Source organism: Escherichia sp. E2748, from assembly GCF_005781125.1.
Lineage (GTDB): Bacteria > Pseudomonadota > Gammaproteobacteria > Enterobacterales > Enterobacteriaceae > Escherichia.
Window position 1 is genome coordinate 181,220 of sequence record NZ_VATP01000019.1, and the last position, 26,209, is coordinate 207,428.

Below are 26,209 nucleotides of genomic sequence, written 5' to 3' on the forward strand. Positions count from 1 at the left end.
CAAATTCCCAATTATGATAACGCCAGCTTTAAATGACGTATTTTGCATGGATTACATATTTACGACATAAATGATAAATGGAGATTTATATGAATAACTCTCGGTTATTCCGTTTGAGCAGGATTGTTATTGCCTTAACCGCCGTCAGCGGCATGATGATAAATACCGCTTACGCAACAGATGAAGCGAAAGGCGCCACTCAATATACCCAGCAGGTTAATCAGAATTACGCCAAATCATTGCCGTTTAGCGATCGTCAGGATTTTGACGATGCCCAGCGTGGATTTATCGCCCCGCTGCTGGATGAAGGTATTCTGCGTGATGCGAACGGTAAAGTTTACTACCGCGCGAATGATTACAAATTTGATATTAATGCCGCTGCGCCGGAAACCGTAAACCCCAGCCTGTGGCGTCAGTCGCAAATCAACGGTATTTCTGGCCTGTTCAAAGTCACCGATAAAATGTATCAGGTGCGCGGCCAGGATATCTCTAACATTACGTTCGTTGAGGGCGAGAAAGGCATTATTGTTATCGACCCGCTGGTGACGCCGCCTGCCGCAAAAGCCGCACTTGACCTTTACTTCCAGCATCGTCCGCAAAAACCGATTGTTGCCGTTATCTACACTCACAGCCACGCCGACCACTATGGTGGCGTGAAAGGTATTATCTCTGAAGCCGATGTGAAATCCGGCAAAGTTCAGGTGATTGCCCCAGCTGGTTTTATGGACGAAGCCATCAGCGAAAACGTGCTGGCGGGGAACATCATGAGCCGCCGTGCGCTCTACTCTTACGGTCTGTTACTGCCGCACAACGCGCAAGGCAACGTGGGCAACGGCCTCGGTGTGACGCTGGCAACGGGCGACCCGAGCATTATTGCACCGACTAAAACTATCGTCAGAACTGGCGAGAAGATGATTATCGACGGCCTGGAGTTTGACTTCCTGATGACCCCAGGCAGCGAAGCGCCAGCCGAAATGCACTTCTATATTCCGGCCCTGAAAGCCCTGTGTACCGCCGAAAACGCCACGCATACCCTGCACAACTTCTACACTTTGCGCGGCGCGAAAACCCGCGACACCAGCAAGTGGACCGAGTATCTGAACGAAACGCTGGATATGTGGGGTAACGAAGCGGAAGTACTGTTTATGCCGCACACCTGGCCGGTCTGGGGCAACAAGCATATCAATGATTATATTGGTAAATATCGCGATACTATCAAGTACATTCACGACCAGACCCTGCACCTGGCGAACCAGGGCTACACCATGAATGAAATCGGCGACATGATTAAGCTGCCACCTGCGCTTGCCAATAACTGGGCCAGCCGCGGCTATTACGGTTCTGTCAGCCACAACGCCCGCGCGGTGTATAACTTCTATCTTGGCTATTACGACGGTAACCCGGCTAACCTGCATCCGTATGGTCAGGTGGAGATGGGTAAACGTTATGTGCAGGCGCTGGGCGGTTCTGCCCGTGTCATCAACCTGGCGAAAGAAGCGAACAAGCAAGGTGATTATCGCTGGTCCGCAGAGTTGCTGAAACAGGTGATCGCCGCCAACCCGGGTGACCAGGTGGCGAAGAATCTGCAAGCGAATAACTTTGAACAGCTGGGCTATCAGGCCGAGTCCGCTACCTGGCGCGGTTTCTACCTGACCGGCGCGAAAGAACTGCGCGAAGGGGTACATAAGTTCAGCCACGGCACCACCGGTTCCCCGGACACCATTCGCGGAATGTCGGTCGAAATGCTGTTCGACTTTATGGCCGTTCGCCTCGATAGCGCGAAAGCCGCGGGTAAAAATATCAGCCTGAACTTCAATATGAGCAACGGCGATAACCTCAACCTGACGCTGAACGATAGCGTGCTTAACTACCGTAAAACACTGCAACCGCAAGCCAACGCCTCTTTCTACATCAGCCGTGAAGATCTTCACGCCGTGCTGACCGGGCAAGCCAAAATGGCGGATCTGGTAAAAGCGAAGAAAGCCAAAATTATTGGCAATGGCGCGAAACTGGAAGAAATTATTGCCTGTCTGGATAATTTCGATTTGTGGGTGAATATCGTAACTCCCAATTAATGCCACTCGCTTTTGGGGGCGCTTAAGCCCCCAAAAGTATTTATTTTAAAAATACATACAACAAATTAATACATAAAATATATAAGTTATGAATGCGGTGGCTGAATAAAGCTATTTTTATTCATCGAGAAAATAGCCATACTGACGCCTTCAATGGATATTGATATTCACTACAGATATTGTTCGCAGCAGACAGGATGTATTTAATATGCCAACAGTTCTCTCTCGCATGGCGATGCAACTCAAAAAAACAGCCTGGATAATTCCCGTCTTCATGGTTTCGGGATGTTCATTATCTCCGGCAATCCCGGTGATCGGCGCTTATTATCCCAGCTGGTTTTTCTGCGCTATTGCCAGCCTTATTTTGACGCTCATCACGAGGCGAATTATTCAGCGGACAAATATCAATCTGGCATTTGTCGGAATTATTTATACCGCCCTTTTTGCTCTCTACGCCATGCTGTTCTGGCTGGCATTTTTCTAATCTATTTGAGACGCGCTCATGGAAAGTACGCCGAAAAAAGCTCCTCGCAGTAAATTCCCTGCTCTGTTAGTGGTTGCGCTGGCGCTGGTTGCCCTTGTTTTCGTTATCTGGCGCGTAGACAGTGCGCCATCAACTAATGACGCTTACGCGTCAGCAGATACCATTGATGTGGTGCCGGAAGTCAGCGGTCGCATTGTAGAACTGGCGGTCACCGACAACCAGGCGGTGAAACAGGGCGATTTGCTGTTCCGCATCGACCCGCGCCCGTACGAAGCCAATCTGGCGAAAGCTGAAGCCTCCCTCGCGGCGCTGGATAAGCAAATTATGCTCACCCAGCGTAGCGTTGACGCGCAACAGTTTGGTGCCGACTCGGTTAATGCCACGGTAGAAAAAGCCCGTGCCGCTGCAAAACAGGCCAGCGATACATTACGCCGCACCGAGCCATTACTGAAAGAAGGTTTTGTCTCAGCGGAAGACGTTGACCGTGCAAGAACTGCGCAGCGCGCCGCAGAAGCGGATCTTAATGCCGTATTGTTGCAGGCGCAGTCAGCCGCCAGCGCCGTCAGCGGCGTCGATGCATTAGTTGCCCAGCGTGCGGCAGTCGAAGCGGATATCGCGCTGACCAAACTGCATCTGGAAATGGCAACCGTTCGCGCGCCGTTTGATGGCCGGGTCATTTCCCTCAAAACCTCCGTCGGGCAATTTGCTTCTGCCATGCGCCCTATTTTCACCCTAATCGACACTCGTCACTGGTACGTTATCGCCAACTTCCGCGAAACTGATCTGAAAAACATTCATGCCGGTACACCCGCAACGATTCGCCTGATGAGCGACAGCGGCAAAACCTTCGAGGGTAAAGTGGATTCGATTGGCTACGGCGTGCTACCGGATGACGGCGGCCTGGTGCTGGGCGGCCTGCCGAAAGTGTCACGGTCTATTAACTGGGTCCGCGTCGCCCAGCGTTTTCCGGTCAAAATCATGGTTGATAAACCTGATCCGGAAATGTTCCGCATCGGTGCTTCGGCAGTCGCTAATCTTGAGCCGCAATAATGAGCGCGCTCAACTCCCTGCCATTACCGGTGGTCAGGCTGCTGGCGTTCTTTCATGAAGAGTTAAGCGAGCGGCGACCAGGCCGCGTGCCGCAGACCGTGCAACTCTGGGTAGGCTGCCTGCTGGTGATTCTGATCTCGATGACCTTTGAGATCCCTTTTGTGGCGTTATCGCTGGCAGTGCTGTTTTACGGTATTCAGTCGAACGCGTTTTACACCAAATTTGTGGCGATCTTGTTTGTGGTCGCCACTGTGCTGGAGATCGCCAGCCTGTTTTTGATCTACAAATGGTCATACGGCGAACCGTTGATCCGATTGATCATCGCCGGACCGATCCTGATGGGCTGCATGTTTTTGATGCGCACCCATCGGCTGGGGCTGGTCTTTTTCGCCGTCGCCATTGTCGCTATTTACGGGCAAACCTTCCCCGCCATGCTCGACTATCCGGAAGTGGTCGTGCGCTTAACGCTGTGGTGTATCGTTGTTGGCCTCTATCCAACCTTGCTGATGACGTTAATCGGCGTGCTGTGGTTTCCCAGTCGTGCCATTACGCAAATGCATCAGGCGCTTAATGATCGGCTTGATGATGCCATTGGTCACCTGACGGACAGCCTCGCACCGCTACCCGAAACGCGGATTGAAAGAGAGGCGCTGGCGCTGCAAAAACTCAATGTCTTTTGTCTCGCGGACGATGCCAACTGGCGAACTCAAAGCGCATGGTGGCAAAGCTGCGTGGCAACGGTAACCTACATTTACTCGACGCTGAATCGCTACGATCCCACCTCTTTTGCTGATTCTCAGGCAATCATTGAATTTCGGCAAAAATTAGCCTCAGAAATCAACAAGCTGCGACATGCCATTGCCAAAGGTCAGTGCTGGCAAAGCGACTGGCGACTTAGTGAAGATGAAGCGATGGCGGCACGGGAATGTAACCTGGAGAATATCTGCCAGACGTTATTGCAACTGGGTCAGATGGACCCGAATACGCCGCCAACGCCCGCAGCCAAACCGCCGTCAATGGTCGCCGATGCTTTTACCAATCCAGACTATATGCGCTACGCGGTAAAAACGCTGCTCGCCTGTTTGATCTGTTACACCTTCTACAGCGGCGTGGACTGGGAAGGCATTCACACCTGTATGCTGACCTGCGTGATCGTCGCTAATCCAAATGTCGGTTCGTCGTACCAGAAGATGGTGCTGCGTTTTGGCGGGGCTTTTTGCGGCGCGATTCTGGCGCTGTTATTTACACTACTGGTCATGCCTTGGCTGGACAATATTGTCGAATTGCTGTTTGTGCTGGCACCGATTTTCCTGTTGGGCGCATGGATTGCCACCAGCTCCGAACGTTCTTCTTATATCGGCACACAGATGGTGGTCACCTTCGCGCTCGCCACGCTCGAAAACGTTTTTGGCCCGGTGTACGACCTGGTGGAAATTCGCGATCGCGCCCTGGGTATCATCATTGGTACCGTGGTGTCCGCGGTGATTTACACCTTTGTCTGGCCCGAAAGTGAAGCGCGCACGCTGCCGCAAAAACTGGCTGGTGCGCTGGGTATGTTAAGTAAGGTAATGCGGATCCCACGCCAGCAGGAAGCCACGGCTCTGCGCACTTATCTGCAAATTCGCATAGGTCTGCATGCGGCGTTTAATGCCTGTGAAGAGATGTGCCAACGCGTGGCGCTGGAGCGTCAACTGGACAGCGAAGAACGTGCATTACTGATTGAACGTTCGCAAACGGTTATTCGTCAGGGACGCGACATTCTTCACGCCTGGGATGCGACCTGGAACTCGGCGCAGGCGCTGGATAACGCACTACAGCCGGACAGAGCAGGCCAGTTTGCCGACGCACTGGAGAAATACGCCGCCGGTCTGGCAACTGCACTCAGCCGTTCTCCTCAAATAACGCTTGAAGAAACACCCGCCTCGCAGGCCATCCTGCCCACCTTATTAAAACAGGAGCAACACGTCTGCCAGCTTTTCGCCCGCTTGCCAGACTGGACAGCCCCGGCATTAACGCCCGCCACGGAACAGGCACAAGGAGCCACACAATGATCAATCGTCAACTTTCACGTCTGCTGTTGTGCAGCATTCTCGGCAGCACGACGCTGATTTCCGGCTGTGCCCTGGTACGCAAGGATTCTGCGCCTCATCAACAGCTCAAACCGGAACAAATCAAACTTGCCGATGATATTCATCTGGCCAGTTCCGGCTGGCCGCAGGCGCAGTGGTGGAAACAATTTAACGACCCGCAACTGGATGCCCTGATCCAGCACACGTTGCAAGGTTCACACACGCTTGCCGAAGCGAAACTGCGGGAAGAAAAAGCGCAATCACAGGCCGACCTGTTAGATGCCGGTTCACAATTGCAGGTGGCGGCGATAGGGATGCTCAACCGCCAACGCGTCTCGGCGAACGGTTTTTTAAGCCCTTATTCAATGGATGCGCCAGCACTGGGTATGGACGGGCCGTACTATACGGAAGCCACAGTAGGTTTGTTTGCCGGACTGGATCTTGATTTGTGGGGTGTGCATCGCTCGGCGGTTGCCGCCGCCATTGGCGCGCATAATGCCGCGCTGGCAGAAACCGCAGCAGTAGAGCTATCGCTGACCACTGGCGTAGCGCAGCTTTATTACAGCATGCAGGCCAGCTACCAGATGCTTGATCTGTTAGAGCAAACTCGCGATGTGATTGATTACGCGGTGAGAGCGCACCAGAGCAAAGTGGCGCACGGTCTGGAAGCGCAAGTGCCTTTCCACGGCGCGCGGGCGCAGATTCTGGCCGTCGATAAACAAATTGCTGCCGTCAAAGGGCAAATCACCGAAACGCGAGAATCTCTGCGTGCATTGATTGGCGCGGGAGCCAGCGATATGCCGGAGATCAAGTCGGTGGCATTACCGCAAGTACAGACCGGTATTCCGGCGACACTCTCTTATGAGTTGCTCGCCAGGCGCCCGGATCTGCAAGCCATGCGTTGGTATGTTCAGGCGTCATTAGATCAGGTAGATTCCGCGCGGGCGTTGTTCTATCCGAGCTTTGATATCAAAGCGTTTTTCGGTCTGGACTCCATCCACCTGGATACCTTATTCAAAAAAACCAGTCGCCAGTTCAACTTCATCCCGGGTCTGAAATTGCCGCTGTTTGACGGTGGACGGTTGAATGCCAATCTCGAAGGCACTCGCGCCGCCAGCAACATGATGATTGAACGTTACAACCAGTCAGTACTGAACGCGGTGCGCGACGTTGCAGTCAATGGCACGCGTCTGCAAACGCTCAACGACGAGCGGGAGATGCAGGCAGAACGCGTAGAAGCAACCCGCTTCACCCAGCGTGCCGCCGACGCCGCCTACCAACGCGGTCTAACCAGCCGTTTACTGGCCACCGAAGCTCAGTTGCCGGTGCTTTCCGAAGAGATGTCATTACTGATGCTGGACAGCCGCCGTGTGATTCAAAGTATTCAGTTGATGAAATCGCTGGGCGGTGGGTATCAGGCGGCTCCCGTCGTTGAGAAAAAATAAAATGTCTGCCGCGTGATGGCTGTCACGCGGTATTTCGTTTCGTCACGTCAAAACTGACGACAGCCTGTTTTTCGTCAGAGTTTTGAATAAATAGTGCCCGTAATATCAGGGAATAGCCTCAAATAAAATGTGGCATAAAAGATGCATACTGTGGTCGAGAGCGCGTATGCGTGATTTGATTAACTGGAGCGAGACTGATGAAAAAAGTCGTCACGGTTTGCCCATATTGCGCATCAGGTTGCAAAATCAACCTGGTCGTCGATAACGGCAAAATCGTCCGGGCGGAGGCAGCACAGGGGAAAACCAACCAGGGTACTCTGTGTCTGAAGGGTTATTATGGCTGGGATTTTATTAACGATACCCAGATCCTGACCCCGCGCCTGAAAACCCCCATGATCCGTCGCCAGCGTGGCGGCAAACTCGAACCTGTTTCCTGGGATGAGGCACTGAATTACGTTGCCGAGCGCCTGAGCGCCATCAAAGAGAAGTACGGTCCGGATGCCATCCAGACGACAGGCTCCTCGCGTGGTACGGGTAACGAAACCAACTATGTAATGCAAAAATTTGCGCGCGCCGTTATTGGTACCAATAACGTTGACTGCTGCGCTCGCGTCTGACACGGCCCATCGGTTGCAGGTCTGCACCAATCGGTCGGTAACGGCGCAATGAGCAATGCCATTAACGAAATTGATAATACCGATTTAGTGTTCGTTTTCGGGTACAACCCGGCGGATTCCCACCCTATCGTGGCGAATCACGTGATTAACGCTAAACGTAACGGGGCGAAAATTATCGTCTGCGATCCGCGCAAAATTGAAACCGCGCGCATTGCTGACATGCACATCGCACTGAAAAACGGCTCGAACATCGCGCTGTTGAATGCGATGGGCCATGTCATTATTGAAGAAAATCTGTACGACAAAGCGTTCGTCGCTTCTCGCACAGAGGGCTTTGAAGAGTATCGTAAAATCGTTGAAGGCTACACGCCGGAGTCGGTTGAAGATATCACCGGCGTTAGCGCCAGTGAGATTCGTCAGGCGGCGCGGATGTATGCCCAGGCGGAAAGCGCATCTATTCTGTGGGGCATGGGTGTGACCCAGTTCTATCAGGGCGTGGAAACCGTCCGTTCTCTGACCAGCCTCGCGATGCTGACCGGTAATCTCGGTAAGCCGCATGCGGGTGTTAACCCGGTTCGTGGTCAGAACAACGTGCAGGGCGCCTGTGATATGGGCGCGCTGCCGGATACGTATCCGGGATACCAGTACGTGAAAGATCCGGCTAACCGCGAGAAATTCGCCAAAGCCTGGGGCGTAGAAAGCCTGCCTGCTCATACCGGCTATCGCATCAGCGAGCTGCCGCACCGCGCAGCGCATGGCGAAGTGCGTGCCGCGTACATTATGGGCGAAGATCCGCTGCAAACGGATGCGGAACTGTCGGCAGTCCGTAAAGCCTTTGAAGATCTGGAACTGGTCATCGTTCAGGACATCTTTATGACCAAAACCGCGTCGGCGGCGGATGTCATATTACCGTCAACGTCGTGGGGCGAGCATGAAGGTGTCTATACTGCGGCTGACCGTGGCTTCCAGCGTTTCTTCAAGGCGGTTGAACCGAAGTGGGATCTGAAAACGGACTGGCAGATTATCAGTGAAATCGCCACCCGTATGGGTTATCCGATGCACTACAACAACACCCAGGAGATCTGGGACGAGTTACGTCATCTGTGCCCGGATTTCTACGGTGCAACTTACGAGAAAATGGGCGAACTGGGCTTCATCCAGTGGCCTTGCCGCGATACGTCAGATGCCGATCAGGGGACTTCTTATCTGTTTAAAGAGAAGTTTGATACCCCGAACGGTCTGGCGCAGTTCTTCACCTGCGACTGGGTAGCGCCAATCGACAAACTCACCGACGAGTACCCGATGGTACTGTCAACGGTGCGTGAAGTTGGCCACTACTCTTGCCGTTCGATGACCGGTAACTGTGCGGCACTGGCGGCGCTGGCTGATGAACCTGGCTACGCACAAATCAATACCGAAGACGCCAAACGTCTGGGTATTGAAGATGAGGCATTGGTTTGGGTGCACTCGCGTAAAGGCAAAATTATCACCCGTGCGCAGGTCAGCGATCGTCCTAACAAAGGGGCGATTTACATGACCTACCAGTGGTGGATTGGCGCCTGTAACGAGCTGGTTACCGAGAACTTAAGCCCGATTACCAAAACGCCGGAATACAAATACTGCGCCGTGCGCGTCGAGCCGATCGCCGATCAGCGCGCCGCCGAGCAGTACGTTATTGACGAGTACAACAAGTTGAAAACTCGCCTGCGCGAAGCGGCACTGGCGTAAATAAGTCCCTTCTACAGCCTCCTCTGGGAGGCTGTTTTTTTATCCATTCGAACTCTTTATACTGGATACACCCTACCCAATCGTATTATCAAAATGAAAAAAATTATCGCATTGATGTTGTTTTTGACATTCTTTGCCCACGCGAATGACTCTGAGCCTGGCAGCCAGTATGTAAAGGCGGCAGAGGCCGGAGACAGACGCGCACAATATTTTCTTGCCGACAGCTGGTTTAGCTCCGGCGATTTGAGCAAAGCCGAATATTGGGCACAGAAAGCCGCCGACAGTGGTGATGCCGATGCCTGCGCGCTGTTGGCGCAGATTAAAATCACCAATCCGGTCAGTCTGGACTATCCACAAGCAAAAATTCTCGCCGAAAAAGCAGCGCAAGCGGGCAGTAAAGAAGGTGAAGTGACGCTGGCACATATTCTGGTGAATACCCAGGCGGGTAAACCGGATTATCCAAAGGCGATTTCGCTGTTAGAAAACGCCTCGGAAGATCTGGAGAACGACTCCGCCGTCGATGCCCAGATGCTGCTTGGTTTGATTTACGCCAACGGCATAGGCATTAAGGCCGATGATGAGAAAGCGACCTGGTATTTCAAGCGTAGCTCTGCGATTTCCCGTACCGGTTATTCCGAGTACTGGGCAGGAATGATGTTCTTAAACGGTGAAGAAGGTTTTATCGAGAAGAACAAACAGAAGGCGCTGCACTGGTTGAACCTGAGCTGTATGGAAGGGTTTGATACCGGGTGTGAAGAGTTTGAAAAATTAACCAATGGTTAAGGTAGCCCTGATAAGACGCGGTAAGCGTCGCATCAGGCATCCACACATTGCCGGGAGGATGTCCCCGGCAATCTTCAATTACTGATCCGCAGTCTTATCAAATTTGCCCAGCACTTCACGCTCGTAGGCCATCGCTTTTTTGTGGTCAAATTTGTGTTCCCACTTGGCAATCACCAGCACCGCCAGCGCATTACCCACTACGTTCAGCGCGGTACGTGCCATGTCGAGGATACGGTCAACACCAGCAATAAACGCCAGACCTTCCAGCGGAATACCTACGCTGCCCAGCGTCGCCAGCAGCACCACAAACGACACGCCCGGCACGCCAGCAATCCCTTTCGAGGTCACCATCAGCGTCAGCACCAGAATGATTTCCTGCCAGATAGACAGGTCAATGCCATACAACTGCGCGATGAAGATAGCCGCAATACTTTGATACAGCGTCGAACCATCGAGGTTAAAAGAGTAACCGGTCGGCACCACGAAACTGGTGATCGATGCCGGGGCGCCGTAGGCTTCCATCTTCTCAATAATTCGCGGCAGTACGCTTTCTGAGCTGGCAGTGGAGTACGCCAGAATCAACTCATCTTTCAGAATACGAATCAAGATCCAGACACTTAACCCGCACAGGCGCGCCACAATTCCCAACACCGCCAGCGCAAAGAACAGAATGGCGAAATGTACCAGCAGCACCAGTTTCGCCAGTGGCCACAGAGAAGAGAAACCAAAGTTAGCCACCGTCACCGCAATCAGCGCGAACACCCCCACTGGGGCATAGCGCATCACCATGTGCGTCACTTTAAACATGGTTTCAGAGATGGAGCGGAACACGGTCACCAGCGGTTCGCGATGCGCCGCGGGCAGGGAGGAAAGCCCCAGACCAAACAGCACCGAGAAGAAGATGATTGGCAGCATTTCGCCTTTCGCCATCGATGCCACAATGTTCGTCGGCACCAGCGACAAAATCGTCCCCATAATACCGTGAGAACTGCTTTGTACCGCTTCCGTGGTGCTCTGATATTTCGAGATATCGACAGTCGCCAGCTGTGACATATCGACCCCTGCTCCAGGCTGGAAGACGTTCGCCAGGGTGATCCCCAGGATGATGGCGACAGTGGTGATCGCCTCAAAGTAGATAATGGTTTTCGCGCCAATTCGCCCAAGCTGCTTGGCATCGCCGACACCCGCGATACCGACCACCAGCGTGGAAATCACGATCGGCACAACGATCATTTTAATCAGGTGGATAAAGATATCACCTGCCGGGGAGAGAAAATTAACGACTAACCAGTCACGGCTGTCGCTGTGATAATGCAGGTAACTTCCCAGGAGAATGCCCAGCACCATAGCAATGAGTATCTGCCAGGCAAGGCTGATTTTTATATTTTTCATACGATTGACTTCCTCAGTGGAACGCCGTTCCCCGTTCAAAAACGCAAGAACGTTATAAACTGCAGGGTATGGATTGTGTTGCGTTGGTTTGTGGATTTTTTTAACGCTTATGATCAGTATCATTTGCGCGGTATGTCGCGCAACCCTTTAACAACAGAGCTTTTCGCTGCATTAATGCATAATAACGCGACTTTATGGCAAAATTAATGAATAACCATTTGTTATGAAAAGATTTTTATTTGTTTAATTTGCAATAATACTGATTGGTGATTATTTTTTGCATGTGTTCATTCGATTATTTTTTACACATCTCAATAACATAATCTTCAACACTGAATGATTAATCCGCTCGCCGCTGCAGCAGTTTTGCCATATTAATCGACTCAACCAGCTGTGTTCGGTTAACTCGTGGTGAGTTTAGATCCATCACTTTTTGCCATAGTTCGATGGCTTGCGCGTAATTCGCCTGCATAAACGCATCTGAAGCCAGCAGCATCAGGGCGGTGATTTCATTACTGTCCAGCGCGAGGGCTTTGTCGATCATTGCGCGAGTCTGGGCGGTCATATGCTGGCTGGCCTGGTAATAAAGCACCGTCGCCAGCGCCGCATACAGTTCAGCGTTCTCACCACGTAGTTGCAACGCCTGACGGTACGCCAGCAGCGAATTGCTGTAATCGTTTTGCCACAGATAGTACTCGCCCAGCAACGCCCACTGTTCACTGTTTTGTGGATTGGCGCGGATTTTATCCTGCAATGCCTGAAGCTGCGCTTCCGGGGTTTGCTGGCTGGCAAACTGATGTAGCGGATCGCGCTGACGCTGATACTCCGCACGTACCGCCTGCCATTTTGGGCTTAACAGATAACTGCCGAGACAGAGAAATACCATCAAAATCGTGAGTGTTGTCAGCATTTTCACCGGTATTTGAGGCTGTTTCATCGCTTCGCCCTTACTCGCCAGAGGATCAGTGCCATCAGCAGTAACAACACCACTGGCAGCGCCCACAACACCAGCGTCTGACCAGTTAACGGTGGGTTATAGCGAACAAAATCTCCGTAGCGTTCGGTCATCCAGCCAATGATTTCGACTTCACTTTTCCCCTCCTCCACCATGCTGTAAACCTGATGGCGCATACTGACTGCAACCGGCGCATTGGATTCCAGTAAGTTCTGATTCTGGCACTGCGGACAACGTAACTGGCTGGCAATATTTAACGCCTGTTGCTGTTGTTGCGGATTGGCGAATTGCCAGGTGTCTACGACCTGAGCGTGCGCAAAACAGGTAAATAGCAGCAGCAAAGTGAGAAGCCCTTTATTCATCGCGCTTCCTCCCCCGCCATCCGCTTAACAATGCGCCTGCAATCATCAACAATCCTCCCCCCCAGATCCAGCGCACACCGCTTTGTACATACAAACGAAAAGCGTAACGATCCGCTCCGGTTTTCTCGCCCATGACCACATACCAGTCATGGATGCCGTTCCAGCGAATTGACGGCTCCATCATTTGCTGACGGCGTGCTTCATAGAAACGCCGCTCCGGCGTTAATTCACCAATACGTTGCTGATGGTCAAACAGTGCCACTATCGCTTTTTCGCTGGTGTAATTGCCTTTAGCTTGTAGATCGAGGCGCTCAAACCGGAAGGTGTATCCTGCCAGTTTTACCTGCTGCCCCGGCTGTAAATTCAGGCTGATCTCCTGACGGCTGACGCTGGAAACCACGATCCCCGCGGCAAATAACAGCACGCCCGCATGCGCCAGCAGCGCCGGAAGCTGCGCGCGTTTGCCAGAGACAAACGTCGCCAGCACAATCACCACCAGCATCAACAGACCAAACGGTAACGTCGCGCGGTTAAAATACGGTGCGCCAACGGAGAGGCGTCCCCAGCCCAGCAAGCCGTAAATCATCGGATAAAGCGTTCCCACCAGCACGATCAGTAGCACCGCGCAAAACAGCAACAGCGTAGCGAGGATTAACATTTCTCGCGATAACCCTGAAAAACGCACCGCCGGGCCACCGTCCCGCGCTCGCCAGCCATACAGAGCCAGAGACGCAAGGCTAATCAGCGCAAACAGGCTGAACAACGGCACGGCGCGGACGTTATCCAGCGCGAACGCATGAACCGAAACCAGAATGCCAGAACGGACAATCAACGTCCCCAGCAGCGACAGCATCAGAGTAACTACCGCCAGCAGCAGCGACCAGTGGCGGAAAATCCCCCGCTGGCGTGTCAGGGATAAACTGTGCAGCAGCGCAGTGGCAGAAAGCCAGGGTAATAAAGAGGCGTTTTCCACCGGATCCCAGAACCACCAGCCGCCCCAGCCGAGTTCGCAATAGGCCCACCAGGAACCGAGGATGATCCCCGCCGTTAATGCGCTCCAGCCAGGTAACGCCCAGCGCCAACAAATTCGGGCGCTGGCCGCATCAAACTCGCCGCGCAGTAAACTCGCCAGCGCCACGCTCGCCGCCACCATCAAACCGCCATAGCCAAGGTAAAGCAGCGGTGGATGAAAGATAAGACCGGGATGTTGCAGCATCGGATTGAGATCGCGGCCTTCGATTGCTGGGGGGAATATCCGCACGAAGGGATCGGACCACAGCACCACAAACAGTAGCAGTGCGGCGATCATGAGAGATAAAACGGCTAGCGTCAGCGGAAATAGCGGATCGGTTTGCTGCCGATAATGCCAGGCAAACAGCGCGCTCCAGGCGGAAAGCAACAGTACCCAAAGTAGCAACGAACCTTCATGACCGCCCCACACCGCCGCCAGTTTGAGTTCCCACGACAGCAGGCTGTAGCTATGTTGTGCGACATAAATGACCGAGAAATCGCTGATGAGAAAACAATACGTCAGTACGCCAAAGGCGAGCAGCAGGAGTGTGAACTGCGCCAGAATGCCAATGCTGGTGAGCCGCATCATGGCAGGCCAGCGCAACCGCACTCCCACGAAGCTCATCAACGGGGTCAAAACATTGACCCCGAGACTTAACAACAACGCCAGAAAACCGACTTCAGGAAGGAATACGTCCAGAAACCACCTCTTTTCTGGCTTACGCCACCGTCAACTGTCCGGCGTAGAGAATGAAAAAGCGCAGCATCAACACGCCGACCAGGCTGGCCCCACACGCCGCCAGCACGGCAGGAATGCCGGAACTGCGATTGACCCACGGTTTGAGCAACATTGGCACAATCAGCCCCAGCCCAGCGACACCAAGCCAGAACCACCACGTCCAGAAACCGCCACCCAATGCCGCCACCAGCGCACGCACTTTACCGTCATCGCCCAGCGCCAGACCGACAAAAAACGCCACCAGCAGGAAAATTTCACCCCATACCACAGGGATTTCCATCCGGTGAACAAAGTGCGCTTCCGTGGAATGCGGGTTACTGCGTTGGCGTATCGCCATGGCGATCAGCGCCACCGCCGCACCGGACGAGATGCCGGAGAAGAGGAACAGCACAGGCAGGATCGGGTTATTGAGGAACGGATACGATTTCAGCGCCGACAGCAGAAAGCCGGTATAAGCCCCCAGCAGCACCGCCAGCACCAGCATCAACGTTTCCAGTCCGCGATGAACGGGCGTCAGCAGGCTCAAGACCTTTTGCACGCTCCCCAACTTCGGCAACCAGCGTTGTTGCAGGGCAAGCAAATCGTGTTCAAAGATTTTCGCCAGCCACAGCACCAGCACCACCATGTAGAGCTGAAACAGCATCACCCCCATCGACATCACCGAGGTAAAACTGTAGTGGAACATCAGCTTCCAGAAGGTCCACGGACGCGTCAGATGAAAGACGAGGATCAGCAGGCCGAGGATCACTGCGCCAGGCCCGACAATCAGCGTGGTGCGCAGCAACGTACTGTCTGCACCACCCGCCTGCGGGTAGAAGCGACGCAGCAACACCGCCAGCGTCACCAGTCCGGCAGAGATCCCCACCAAAAACAGATAGATGGCAATCGGCCAGTCCCACACCAGCGATTCAAAATGAAATGCGGAAGCCTGAGTCATTGGCTCACCTCCCCGTATTTAAACGGCACGCGGTACAGCTTCGGTTTGGTTCCCAGCGCCAGCTTGTAGCGGTAAGTGGGCTTCTGGCGCAGCAGTTGTGAAATCTCACTGTTGGGATCGTCCAGATTGCCAAACGTCAGCGCCTTCGTCGGGCAAGCTTCAACGCACGCGGGTAACTTACCGGCCTGCAAATTAGTCTTGCGGCAGAAATCGCATTTGTCCGCTGTCTTCGTGACCGGATGGATAAAGCGCACGCGGTACGGACAGGCGGCGATGCAGTACTGACAACCGACGCAGAGATCCGGATTAACATCGACAATCCCACTGGCGGCATCGCGAAAAGACGCACCGGTCGGGCAGACGTCAACGCACGGCGCATGATCGCAGTGCTGACAAGACTTACGGAAGAAGCGATATTTCACATCAGGAAATTCGCCCTGCGGCTCGCTACGAATAATCGTCAGGCGCGAGACACCTTCCGGCACCTTGTTCACTTCCCGACAAGCATCCATACAGGCGGTACAGCCGATGCATAACGACTCGTCATGCACCATGCCGTAACGCACCCCATTGATATTCAACGTTTTCGCCACCACGCGCCCTGCGGTGCCGCTGACGGCTGCCAGCACACCGACGCCGGTGAGAAACTGGCGACGTGACCAGGTCATGGCTGCTCCTTAAGCAACGGAACAGACGCCGGGTTAAAGTTCGGATTGGTGCGCTGATCGCTGTGGCAATCGACGCAAATCTTGATCCGTCCTTTGTCACTTAACGTCTGCATCGTATCTTGCTGTGGATGCAGGGAATGGCAGCTGGCGCACGCCACTTTGGTTACGTGAACATCGTGCGGCCAGAACGCTTTTTGCAACTGTTCCGGCAGATGGCAGGACATACAGACGCTGTTCTGCTCTCCAACCTTGTACATCGGCTCGTTAAAGCGCATCACATCTTTCACCCCTTCGCGGTGTTGCGGTGATGGCTGGCCGTGACAGTTGGTGCAGGTGACCGGCAGTTTGTTATTCGGGTTGATAACGGAAGCATGTTTGCCATGCATACCTTCGGTATCTGGTTTATGACAGTCCAGACAGGCGGCATCCGGGTTACGCTGCTGGGTAACTTCGTAGCGATCGCCAGATGCCTGCGCCGCAGGGGTAGCGGTAATTCCGTTCAGGCTCCACAACAGGCCCGACGCCAGCACCCCAGCAGTTAATAACGAACGTAATACGCTCATATTCACTCCATTTTGTTTTCCGCCCCTTGCGAGGCGGAACGGGGATTATTGGCTTAACAGACCGTTTTTACGTGCCTGATCTTCCCACTGCGGGATCACCGTTTTGATGAAATCCTGTTTCTCGGCTTTGATTTGCTCCATGTTCAGGCCAATTGCCTGCTGGGCTTTCTCTTTGGTCGAGATATCCGGGATCTGGATTTCATGGGTGATGCCTTTGGTCGCCAGCAGGCGCGCCAGTTTGGTACGCGCATCCGCCGCTTTATCCATCGCAGTACCGAGCATCCGCAGACCTTCTTCCGGTGCGTGCATATGAATGCCGTGGGAAGCGATCGCCAGATCCCAACGCCACTGGGCATGACGGATATCGTCCTGAATCGGCTTCATTTCGGCTTCCGTCGCGCCTGCGTCCAGTGCAGCTTTCGCTTCGAAGTGAGCGTGAACCAGTTGATCTTCAACCTTGATTTTCAGGTCGTTAATCGACTGCTTACGTTCCGCGACAACTTTTTGCAAGGCGGCTTTGTCCTGGGTATGGCAGTTCGCACAAGTCTGGGCGAAGTTATCAAACGGATTACCAATTTTATGGTCGGTGTAGAGTTTGCCTTCGGCGTTCTGCACTTTTGGCATATGGCAGTCGATACAGGTCACGTTGTTTTTGCCGTGAATGCCCGCTGTCCAGGTTTCATATTCCGGGTGCTGCGCTTTCAGCATTGGCGTTTTCGACAGGGAGTTAGTCCAGTCAGAGAAGGCAATTTTGTCGTAATACTGCTCCATATTTTCGACTTTCATGCCGTCATCCCACGGGAATTTAACCGCTTTGTTTTTACCGTCGAAGTAATACTCCACATGGCACTGACCGCAAACCATCGATTGCTGGTCGAAACGTCCAGCTTTCTCAAAAGGTTTGCCAATGGCTTCCATTGCACGCGCCGCATATGGACGGGAAAGGGTTAACTCCGGCTTACCTTTGGCGAACTCTGGTGAGGCGGTGTTATGGCAGTCGGCACAACCTAAGTTGTTGACGATTTCCGGGCCGCCGCGCGCCCATTTACCGTGGAAGTAGCCATCTTCGCCGTCTTTCTGGATCAGGCGCGCCACATCCGGGCTTTTACAACTCCAGCATGCCATCGGTAGCGGACCATCTTCGGCGTTTTTCGGCGCACCGGTACGCAGAGTTTCACGCACATCGGTCACAGCAAAGGCATGTCCACGCGGCTTGTTGTAATCGCGCGAGAAGGGATACCCCGCCCACAGGATCACCAGCCGTGGATCTTCCGCCAGGGCGTCAACACGCTCTGACTGTTCCGAGGTGGCTTTCCAGGAGAGATATTGATCGGGATGCTGTGGGGCAAAGGTTTCATTCTTCGCTTCCACAGTTACAGGTTTCGCGGGAGCGGCCGTTTGTTCAGCGTGAACAGAAGTGAAAAAGAAAAAAGGAATCAACAAGCTGAAGATACGGCGTGCGTTTATTTTTATCCTTGTCATAGGGGCTTTATCCAAATTTTGCCATTGAGGCAATGGCAGTTTTTATTGTTTTTTCATGACAGTAACCGCACATACACTGTCATGACATTGCTCGCCCCTATGTGTAACAAATAACCACATGCGGAATGTTGTCTTTAATCAATTGTAAGTGCATGTAAAATACCACTTTAGAGTTAGTTGATAATTCCCTCCATTTCAAACACATGCATAACTGCATGTTCCAGAAAGAAAATGCCAACTTTTGTTGGTGTCCTTCAAAAATAATCCTGTCGTTTATTTGCACAATTCTACTTTTGCGTGATCTGCCGCCCAAATACTAAACAAAACTGCCAATACCCCTACATTTAACGCTTATGACACATATTATTAACATCCTACAAGGAGAACAAAAGCATGAGCCAAATACACAAACACACCATTCCTGCCAACATCGCAGACCATTGCCTGATAAACCCTCAGCAGTACGAAGCGATGTACCAACAATCAATTAACGCACCAGATACCTTTTGGGGCGAACAGGGAAAAATTCTCGACTGGATCAAACCGTACCAGAAGGTGAAAAACACCTCCTTTGCCCCCGGTAATGTGTCCATTAAATGGTACGAGGACGGCACGCTGAATCTGGCGGCAAACTGCCTTGACCGCCATCTGCAAGAAAACGGCGATCGTACCGCTATTATCTGGGAAGGCGATGACGCCAGTCAGAGCAAACATATTAGTTATAAAGAGCTGCACCGCGACGTCTGCCGCTTCGCCAATACCCTGCTCGAGCTGGGCATTAAAAAAGGTGATGTGGTGGCGATTTATATGCCGATGGTACCGGAAGCTGCGGTCGCGATGCTGGCCTGCGCCCGCATTGGCGCGGTGCATTCGGTAATTTTCGGCGGCTTCTCGCCGGAAGCCGTTGCCGGACGCATTATCGATTCTAACTCACGGTTGGTGATCACTTCCGATGAAGGTGTGCGCGCCGGGCGTAGTATTCCGCTGAAGAAAAACGTTGATGACGCACTAAAAAACCCGAACGTCACCAGCGTAGAGCATGTGGTGGTACTGAAGCGTACTGGCGGGAAAATTGACTGGCAGGAAGGGCGCGACCTGTGGTGGCACGACCTGGTTGAGCAAGCCAGCGATCGGCACCAGGCGGAAGAGATGAACGCCGAAGATCCGCTGTTTATTCTCTATACCTCCGGTTCTACCGGTAAGCCAAAAGGCGTACTGCACACTACCGGCGGTTATCTGGTGTACGCGGCGCTGACCTTTAAATATGTCTTTGATTATCATCCGGGCGATATCTACTGGTGTACCGCTGATGTGGGCTGGGTTACCGGACACAGTTATTTGCTGTACGGCCCGCTGGCCTGCGGCGCGACCACGCTGATGTTTGAAGGTGTACCGAACTGGCCGACGCCTGCCCGTATGGCGCAGGTGGTGGATAAGCATCAGGTCAATATTCTTTACACCGCGCCAACGGCGATTCGCGCGCTGATGGCGGAAGGCGATAAAGCGATTGAAGGCACTGACCGTTCGTCGCTACGCATTCTCGGTTCCGTGGGCGAGCCAATCAATCCGGAAGCGTGGGAGTGGTACTGGAAGAAGATCGGCAACGAGAAATGCCCGGTGGTCGACACCTGGTGGCAGACCGAAACTGGCGGTTTCATGATTACGCCGCTGCCTGGAGCGACCGAACTGAAAGCCGGTTCCGCAACGCGTCCGTTCTTCGGCGTACAACCGGCGCTGGTGGATAACGAAGGTAATCCACAAGAAGGTGCCGCTGAAGGCAGTCTGGTGATCACCGATTCCTGGCCGGGTCAGGCGCGTACGCTGTTTGGCGATCACGAACGTTTTGAACAGACCTACTTCTCCACCTTCAAAAATATGTATTTCAGCGGCGACGGCGCGCGTCGCGATGAAGATGGCTATTACTGGATCACCGGGCGCGTGGACGACGTGCTGAACGTCTCTGGTCACCGTCTGGGGACGGCGGAGATTGAGTCGGCGTTGGTGGCGCATCCGAAGATTGCCGAAGCCGCCGTGGTGGGTATTCCGCACAATATTAAAGGTCAGGCGATCTACGCCTACGTCACGCTTAATCACGGGGAGGAACCGTCACCAGAACTATACGCAGAAGTCCGCAACTGGGTGCGTAAAGAGATTGGCCCGCTGGCGACGCCAGACGTGCTGCACTGGACCGACTCCCTGCCTAAAACCCGCTCCGGCAAAATTATGCGCCGTATTCTGCGCAAAATTGCGGCGGGCGATACCAGCAACCTGGGCGATACCTCGACGCTTGCCGATCCTGGCGTTGTCGAGAAGCTGCTTGAAGAGAAGCAGGCAATCGCGATGCCATCGTAACCCACAATTGCCGGATGCGAGTCGGTAACGGTTTGTAGGCCTGATAAGACGCGACAGCGTCGCATCAGGCATTAATTGCCGGATGCGGCGTATGACGCCTTATCCGGCCTACATTCGGCAAGGGTTACCCGAGCGTTAACCTTCTCCCATAAGGGAGCGGGAATTAAAACAATCCCTACATTACCTCTGGAGAATCTGTGATGAATGGCACTATTTATCAGCGGATAGAAGACAATGCGCATTTCAGGGAGTTAGTCGAAAAACGGCAACGGTTTGCCACCATCCTGTCGATTATTATGCTGGCAGTTTATATCGGCTTTATTTTACTGATCGCCTTCGCGCCCGGCTGGCTGGGCACCCCGCTGAATCCGAACACCAGCGTCACACGCGGTATTCCCGTTGGCGTTGGGGTCATTGTTATCTCCTTTGTTCTCACTGGTATCTACATCTGGCGGGCGAACGGCGAATTCGACCGTCTTAATAACGAAGTCCTGCATGAGGTACAAGCATCATGAAAAGAGTTCTGACGGCGCTTGCCGCCACACTCCCTTTCGCAGCTAACGCCGCGGATGCTATTAGCGGGGCCGTTGAGCGCCAGCCAACAAACTGGCAGGCGATTATTATGTTCCTGATTTTCGTCGTGTTCACGCTCTGCATTACCTACTGGGCGTCAAAACGCGTACGTTCTCGTAATGACTACTACACCGCAGGCGGCAATATCACTGGCTTCCAGAACGGGCTGGCGATTGCCGGGGACTATATGTCTGCCGCCTCATTTTTGGGGATCTCCGCGCTGGTGTTTACTTCCGGCTATGACGGGCTGATCTACTCGCTGGGCTTCCTGGTGGGCTGGCCAATCATTCTGTTCCTGATTGCTGAACGTCTGCGTAACCTGGGCCGCTATACCTTTGCGGATGTGGCTTCTTACCGCCTGAAACAAGGGCCGATTCGTATTCTTTCGGCTTGTGGTTCTCTGGTGGTGGTGGCGCTTTACCTTATCGCCCAGATGGTCGGCGCCGGTAAATTGATTGAACTGCTGTTTGGCCTTAACTATCACATTGCGGTGGTGCTGGTCGGCGTGCTGATGATGATGTACGTTCTGTTCGGCGGCATGCTGGCGACCACCTGGGTACAGATTATCAAAGCCGTTCTGTTGCTGTTCGGCGCTAGTTTTATGGCCTTCATGGTGATGAAACACGTCGGCTTTAGCTTCAACAACCTGTTCAGCGAAGCGATGGCGGTACACCCGAAAGGTGTCGACATCATGAAGCCGGGCGGACTGGTGAAAGATCCGATCTCCGCACTGTCGCTGGGGCTTGGGCTGATGTTTGGTACGGCTGGCTTGCCGCATATTCTGATGCGCTTCTTTACGGTCAGCGATGCACGCGAAGCGCGTAAGAGCGTGTTCTACGCTACCGGATTTATGGGCTACTTCTACATCCTGACCTTTATTATCGGCTTTGGCGCGATCATGCTGGTCGGTGCGAATCCGGAATATAAAGACGCTGCGGGCCATCTGATTGGTGGTAACAACATGGCGGCAGTTCACCTGGCCAATGCGGTGGGCGGCAACCTGTTCCTCGGCTTTATTTCAGCGGTTGCTTTCGCCACTATCCTCGCGGTAGTTGCGGGTCTGACGCTGGCGGGCGCTTCCGCGGTTTCGCATGACCTGTACGCTAACGTCTTCAAAAAAGGCGCAACCGAACGTGAAGAGCTGCGAGTCTCGAAAATCACCGTGCTGATCCTCGGCGTGATTGCCATTATCCTCGGCGTGCTGTTTGAGAATCAGAACATCGCGTTCATGGTGGGCCTGGCGTTTGCCATCGCCGCGAGCTGCAACTTCCCAATCATTCTGCTTTCCATGTACTGGTCGAAGTTGACTACTCGTGGCGCAATGATGGGCGGTTGGTTAGGGCTGATTACTGCGGTAGTACTGATGATCCTCGGCCCAACGATTTGGGTACAGATCCTCGGTCACGAAAAAGCCATCTTCCCGTACGAATACCCGGCGCTGTTCTCCATCTCCGTGGCATTCCTCGGCATCTGGTTCTTCTCGGCAACCGATAATTCAGCGGAAGGGGCGCGCGAGCGTGAACTGTTCCGTGCGCAATTTATCCGTTCCCAGACCGGCTTTGGCGTTGAGCAGGGCCGCGCGCATTAATCTCCACTAGCCTCTGGTCACCTGACCAACGGTAAAAAGGTGCGATGTACTGCACCTTTTTACCGATTACACCGCCAAAGCGTTATTGGTTCTCTTCTATTAACAACGCTTCCAGCAGATCGAGATCGTGTAGCAACTTTTGCAGCGTTTCGTTGCTGATCTCCCGCGTGGCGCGCAGGTGATAAAGTTCCGCACGTTCAGAACGCAACGCCGCCAGACGGAAGCGACGCTCCAGGTTCTCTTCCTGGACGGAGCTCTCAACGTCGTTTCGGCCATCGGCGCGACGACGCAGGTTACCGATGACGCGCGAGCTGACTTCGGTAAGCAGCTGGTTGTCGATATTCTCTTCAGTGTCCGCCGCCAGTCGCTCTTCCATTTTCTGGATCGCCACAATCGCCACTTCTGCCGTTGCCGCGCGCGCAATGCGTTCCTCTTTCAGCTGCTGAGAATGATCTGCGACTTCAATGTGTTGCAGCAGAACAGGCAGCATCACCACGCCAACAAACAGCGAGAAGAGAATGACGCCAGCCGCCAGGAACACCAGCTCATAACGCGCCGGGAAGACGTTGCCATCCGGCAACAGCAGCGGAATAGAGAGCACACCAGCCAGGGTGATAGCCCCGCGAACCCCGGCAAAAGACGCGATAAGAATTTCTCGTGTGGTCCACGAACCAAACTCCATCGGTTTCTTCTTCAGGAAGCGGTTACTGAACTTTTTCATCGTCCACAGCCAGCCGAAACGGACCAGCATGAGCGCTGCGTAAATCAAGATGATGTCGGTAAACAGCATCCAGATTTCGACGTTCGGGTCGATCTCTGCCGCCATCAGCGACGTCTCCAGAATGCCCGGCAGTTGCAGGCCCAACAGCAAGAACACCATGCCGTTAAAGACAAACTCCAGCATCGCCCAAGTGCTGTTCGCACGCAGACGCATCGCCAGCGGCGCACGGCGCATCACGCCTGAACGGGTAATGGTCATCCCGGCAGCAACTGCCGCAAGGATACCGGAAACGCCAATATGTTCGGCAATCAGATAAGAGGCGAACGGCAGCAGGAACAGCAGGACTATCTGTGTCGCAGGTTCATCGCCGCCCCAGCGGCTCAGGAAGCGCAGCGAGCGACCATATAGCCAGCTCACCACAAACCCCGCGAGAATACCGCCGATCGCGACTTTCATAAATTCGACCGTCGCACCGCCAACAGTGAAGATCATCGTTCCCATCGCGACTGCCACGGCAAACTTCAGCGACACCAGGCCGGAGGCGTCATTCATCAACGCTTCGCCCTGCAAAATGCCCATGATTTTTTTCGGTATTCGCCCTTCGCCAACAATCCCGGAGAGCGCCACGGCATCGGTCGGAGAGAGCACCGCCGCCAGCGCAAAGGCCGGAATTAGCGGAATGCCTGGCACCACCCAGTAAATGAGGAAGCCAATGCCGACTACGGTGACTACCACCAGCGCCAGCGCAAGACCGAAGATCTCCCGACCATGTTCGAGAAATTCACGAGTCGGCGTTTTCCAGCCATCAGCAAAGAGCAGCGGCGGGATAAACAAAACTAAAAAGAGTTCAGGATCAAACTCCACATGCAAACCAAACGTCGGCCACGCCAGTAGCGCACCAATGGCGATTTGCATAAGCGGAAGCGGAATCTGAAAGGGCATGACACGAGTGACCACCCCGGACAGCGAAACCACGAGGGTCATTATCAGTATGGTAAAGAAGATTTCCATGCGTTCCCTGTTTGCGATGTTTTATGGTTTGAGAAAGGCGTTATGCCTGAATTCTCAGTTTTTTCAGAATATCGCAAAAGCTCACACAATGTACGGAGAAAATAAAAACGGGCAGCCATTGCCACCCGTTTTCAGAATCTTATTAAAGATTAGATAGCCCAGCCCCCCGCGTAGAAGGTCACCAGTGCCGCGGCGATAACAACGGTACCAATGTTCAGCTTACGCCATTCGCCAGAAACCAGACGGCCAATAACCAGGGTCGCGAAACCGATCATAATGCCGGTCACGATGTTACAAGTCAGTACAATGAATACCGCCGTCACCAGCCCCGCCATCGCATCGACAAAATCAGCAAAGTCGATTTTCGCCACGTTACTCAACATCAGCAGGCCAACATACATCAACGCAGGAGCCGTTGCGTAACCTGGAACAAGGTAAGAAAGCGGAGAGAGGAACAGAATCAGCAGGAACAGCACGCCAACGGTGATTGCCGTCAGACCGGTTTTACCACCCGCTGCCGTACCCGCCGCAGACTCAATGTATACCGCGGCCGGAGCCGCCCCCACCAGGCCTGAGAAAACGCTGCTCAGGGAGTCGGTGGTCAGCGCTTTGCCGCCATCAATGATCTGCCCGTCTTTATCCAGCAGGTTCGCCTGACCGGCGACTGCACGGATGGTTCCGGTCGCATCAAAGACCGCCGTCATCACCAGCGCCAGTACGCTCGGCAGTACCACCGGATTCAGCGCGCCCATGATATCCAGGCTACCAATCAGCGAGTTACCATTTTCATCGCTCAGAGACGGCATAGCGAAAACGCCGGAGAAATGAACGTTAGGATCGAAGATCAGGCCCACAATCGAGATACCGATAATGGTCAGCAGAATGCCGCCCGGCACTTTCAGTTTTTCCAGACCGACGATCACCGCCAGACCTACCAGCGACATAATAACCGGGAAGGTGGCGAAATCACCCAGCGCAACCGGCAGACCGTCGAGCGGATTTTTAATGACCAGGCCAACACCATTCGCAGCAATCAGCAGCAGGAACAGGCCGATACCAATCCCCGTACCGTGCGCCACACCGTGTGGCAAGTTGCGCAAAATCCAGCTACGGATACCCGTTGCAGAAATGACTGTAAACAGCACCCCCATCAGGAACACGGCGCCCAGCGCGACCGGAACGCTAATATGCTGCCCCAGCACCAGGCTGAATGCAGTAAACGCGGTCAGGGAGATAGCGCAACCGATAGCCAGCGGCAAATTGGCCCACAGCCCCATCGCGATAGAACCAATCCCGGCAACCAGACAGGTCGCAACAAAAACTGCTGCTGGTGGGAAGCCTGCTTTACCCAGCATGCCCGGAACGACGATGACCGAGTAGACCATCGCCAGAAACGTTGTTAACCCGGCAACCACTTCCTGACGGACAGTGCTTCCACGTTGTGAAATTTTAAACCAGGCGTCGAGTGAACCGCCGGTACGCGCTGATGGCGTAGACATAGAAAACATCCCCTGAGAGTTTATTTTTCGTCAAGATGCGTGGCGGACAATCCCCTGCCAGCGAAACGTTATCTTCCTGCTTCAGGTTTGCGACAATGTGGGGCG

At 53.7% G+C, this 26,209-nt stretch carries 20 protein-coding genes; 10 read left to right on the plus strand and 10 right to left on the minus strand.

The window, feature by feature from the left end; genetic code table 11:
• Positions 1-89: 89 nt before the first annotated feature.
• The 7 genes from yjcS to yjcO all read left to right on the plus strand — a co-directional run bounded on the left by yjcS (position 90) and on the right by yjcO (position 10,251).
• On the plus strand, positions 90-2,075 hold the full coding sequence (gene yjcS, locus FEK42_RS15905; RefSeq protein WP_135493265.1) for an alkyl sulfatase YjcS: 1,986 nt from the start codon (positions 90-92) through the stop codon (positions 2,073-2,075).
• Between the two features lie 208 nt (positions 2,076-2,283).
• Complete coding sequence (locus FEK42_RS15910; protein ID WP_001308208.1) at positions 2,284-2,559, plus strand: YtcA family lipoprotein; 276 nt, start codon at positions 2,284-2,286, stop codon at positions 2,557-2,559.
• Between the two features lie 18 nt (positions 2,560-2,577).
• Positions 2,578-3,609 carry a multidrug efflux transporter periplasmic adaptor subunit MdtN gene (gene mdtN, locus FEK42_RS15915; RefSeq protein WP_000446357.1) on the plus strand — a complete coding sequence of 344 codons (1,032 nt, stop codon included), beginning with the start codon at positions 2,578-2,580 and terminating at the stop codon, positions 3,607-3,609.
• On the plus strand, positions 3,609-5,660 hold the full coding sequence (gene mdtO / locus FEK42_RS15920) for a multidrug efflux transporter permease subunit MdtO (RefSeq protein ID WP_135408657.1): 2,052 nt from the start codon (positions 3,609-3,611) through the stop codon (positions 5,658-5,660). The genes mdtN and mdtO overlap by 1 nt, the downstream gene beginning before the upstream one ends.
• Positions 5,657-7,123 carry a multidrug efflux transporter outer membrane subunit MdtP gene (mdtP, locus tag FEK42_RS15925; protein WP_130205853.1) on the plus strand — a complete coding sequence of 489 codons (1,467 nt, stop codon included), beginning with the start codon at positions 5,657-5,659 and terminating at the stop codon, positions 7,121-7,123. Before mdtO ends, mdtP begins: the two co-directional genes overlap by 4 nt.
• A 197-nt stretch (positions 7,124-7,320) precedes the next feature.
• Positions 7,321-9,468, plus strand: coding sequence for a formate dehydrogenase subunit alpha (gene fdhF, locus FEK42_RS15930; protein WP_077629246.1), 2,148 nt, complete (start codon positions 7,321-7,323; stop codon positions 9,466-9,468).
• Positions 9,469-9,561: 93 nt separating this feature from the next.
• Complete coding sequence (gene yjcO / locus FEK42_RS15935; RefSeq protein WP_064525643.1) at positions 9,562-10,251, plus strand: Sel1 family TPR-like repeat protein YjcO; 690 nt, start codon at positions 9,562-9,564, stop codon at positions 10,249-10,251.
• A 78-nt stretch (positions 10,252-10,329) separates the two neighbouring features.
• Here yjcO and gltP read toward each other — a convergent pair whose 3' ends face one another.
• From gltP to nrfA, 8 genes are all read right to left on the minus strand, one after another.
• Positions 10,330-11,643, minus strand: coding sequence for a glutamate/aspartate:proton symporter GltP (gene gltP / locus FEK42_RS15940; RefSeq protein WP_130205847.1), 1,314 nt, complete (start codon positions 11,641-11,643; stop codon positions 10,330-10,332).
• A gap of 340 nt (positions 11,644-11,983) precedes the next feature.
• Complete coding sequence (nrfG, locus tag FEK42_RS15945; protein ID WP_130205845.1) at positions 11,984-12,580, minus strand: heme lyase NrfEFG subunit NrfG; 597 nt, start codon at positions 12,578-12,580, stop codon at positions 11,984-11,986.
• Positions 12,577-12,960 (minus strand): heme lyase NrfEFG subunit NrfF, encoded by a 384-nt coding sequence (gene nrfF, locus FEK42_RS15950; protein ID WP_130205843.1) that lies wholly within the window; start codon positions 12,958-12,960, stop codon positions 12,577-12,579. The genes nrfG and nrfF overlap by 4 nt, the downstream gene beginning before the upstream one ends.
• Positions 12,953-14,671, minus strand: a complete 1,719-nt coding sequence (locus tag FEK42_RS15955) for a heme lyase CcmF/NrfE family subunit (protein WP_138211888.1) — start codon at positions 14,669-14,671, stop codon at positions 12,953-12,955. Before FEK42_RS15955 ends, nrfF begins: the two co-directional genes overlap by 8 nt.
• A gap of 19 nt (positions 14,672-14,690) precedes the next feature.
• Complete coding sequence (gene nrfD, locus FEK42_RS15960) at positions 14,691-15,647, minus strand: cytochrome c nitrite reductase subunit NrfD (RefSeq protein WP_130205839.1); 957 nt, start codon at positions 15,645-15,647, stop codon at positions 14,691-14,693.
• Complete coding sequence (nrfC, locus tag FEK42_RS15965; protein WP_000220281.1) at positions 15,644-16,315, minus strand: cytochrome c nitrite reductase Fe-S protein; 672 nt, start codon at positions 16,313-16,315, stop codon at positions 15,644-15,646. The genes nrfD and nrfC overlap by 4 nt, the downstream gene beginning before the upstream one ends.
• Positions 16,312-16,878 carry a cytochrome c nitrite reductase pentaheme subunit gene (gene nrfB, locus FEK42_RS15970; RefSeq protein ID WP_001296647.1) on the minus strand — a complete coding sequence of 189 codons (567 nt, stop codon included), beginning with the start codon at positions 16,876-16,878 and terminating at the stop codon, positions 16,312-16,314. Before nrfB ends, nrfC begins: the two co-directional genes overlap by 4 nt.
• Before the next feature lie 45 nt (positions 16,879-16,923).
• Complete coding sequence (nrfA, locus tag FEK42_RS15975; RefSeq protein WP_130205836.1) at positions 16,924-18,360, minus strand: ammonia-forming nitrite reductase cytochrome c552 subunit; 1,437 nt, start codon at positions 18,358-18,360, stop codon at positions 16,924-16,926.
• A gap of 393 nt (positions 18,361-18,753) precedes the next feature.
• Between nrfA and acs the strand changes: the two genes are divergently transcribed.
• The 3 genes from acs (at position 18,754) to actP (ending at position 22,873) form a co-directional block, all read left to right on the plus strand.
• Complete coding sequence (gene acs, locus FEK42_RS15985) at positions 18,754-20,712, plus strand: acetate--CoA ligase (RefSeq protein WP_138211889.1); 1,959 nt, start codon at positions 18,754-18,756, stop codon at positions 20,710-20,712.
• 200 nt (positions 20,713-20,912) lie between these two features.
• Complete coding sequence (locus FEK42_RS15990; protein ID WP_001296646.1) at positions 20,913-21,227, plus strand: DUF485 domain-containing protein; 315 nt, start codon at positions 20,913-20,915, stop codon at positions 21,225-21,227.
• Positions 21,224-22,873 (plus strand): cation/acetate symporter ActP, encoded by a 1,650-nt coding sequence (gene actP, locus FEK42_RS15995; RefSeq protein ID WP_130259474.1) that lies wholly within the window; start codon positions 21,224-21,226, stop codon positions 22,871-22,873. The genes FEK42_RS15990 and actP overlap by 4 nt, the downstream gene beginning before the upstream one ends.
• Positions 22,874-22,955: 82 nt before the next feature.
• Here the strand turns inward: actP and FEK42_RS16000 are convergent, their stop codons facing one another.
• Together FEK42_RS16000 and ghxP are read right to left on the minus strand one after the other, a co-directional pair.
• A complete protein-coding gene (locus FEK42_RS16000) occupies positions 22,956-24,605 on the minus strand; it encodes a Na+/H+ antiporter (protein ID WP_130205832.1) in 1,650 nt (549 codons plus the stop codon).
• A 149-nt stretch (positions 24,606-24,754) separates the two neighbouring features.
• On the minus strand, positions 24,755-26,104 hold the full coding sequence (ghxP, locus tag FEK42_RS16005) for a guanine/hypoxanthine transporter GhxP (RefSeq protein ID WP_130205830.1): 1,350 nt from the start codon (positions 26,102-26,104) through the stop codon (positions 24,755-24,757).
• Positions 26,105-26,209 lie beyond the last annotated feature (105 nt).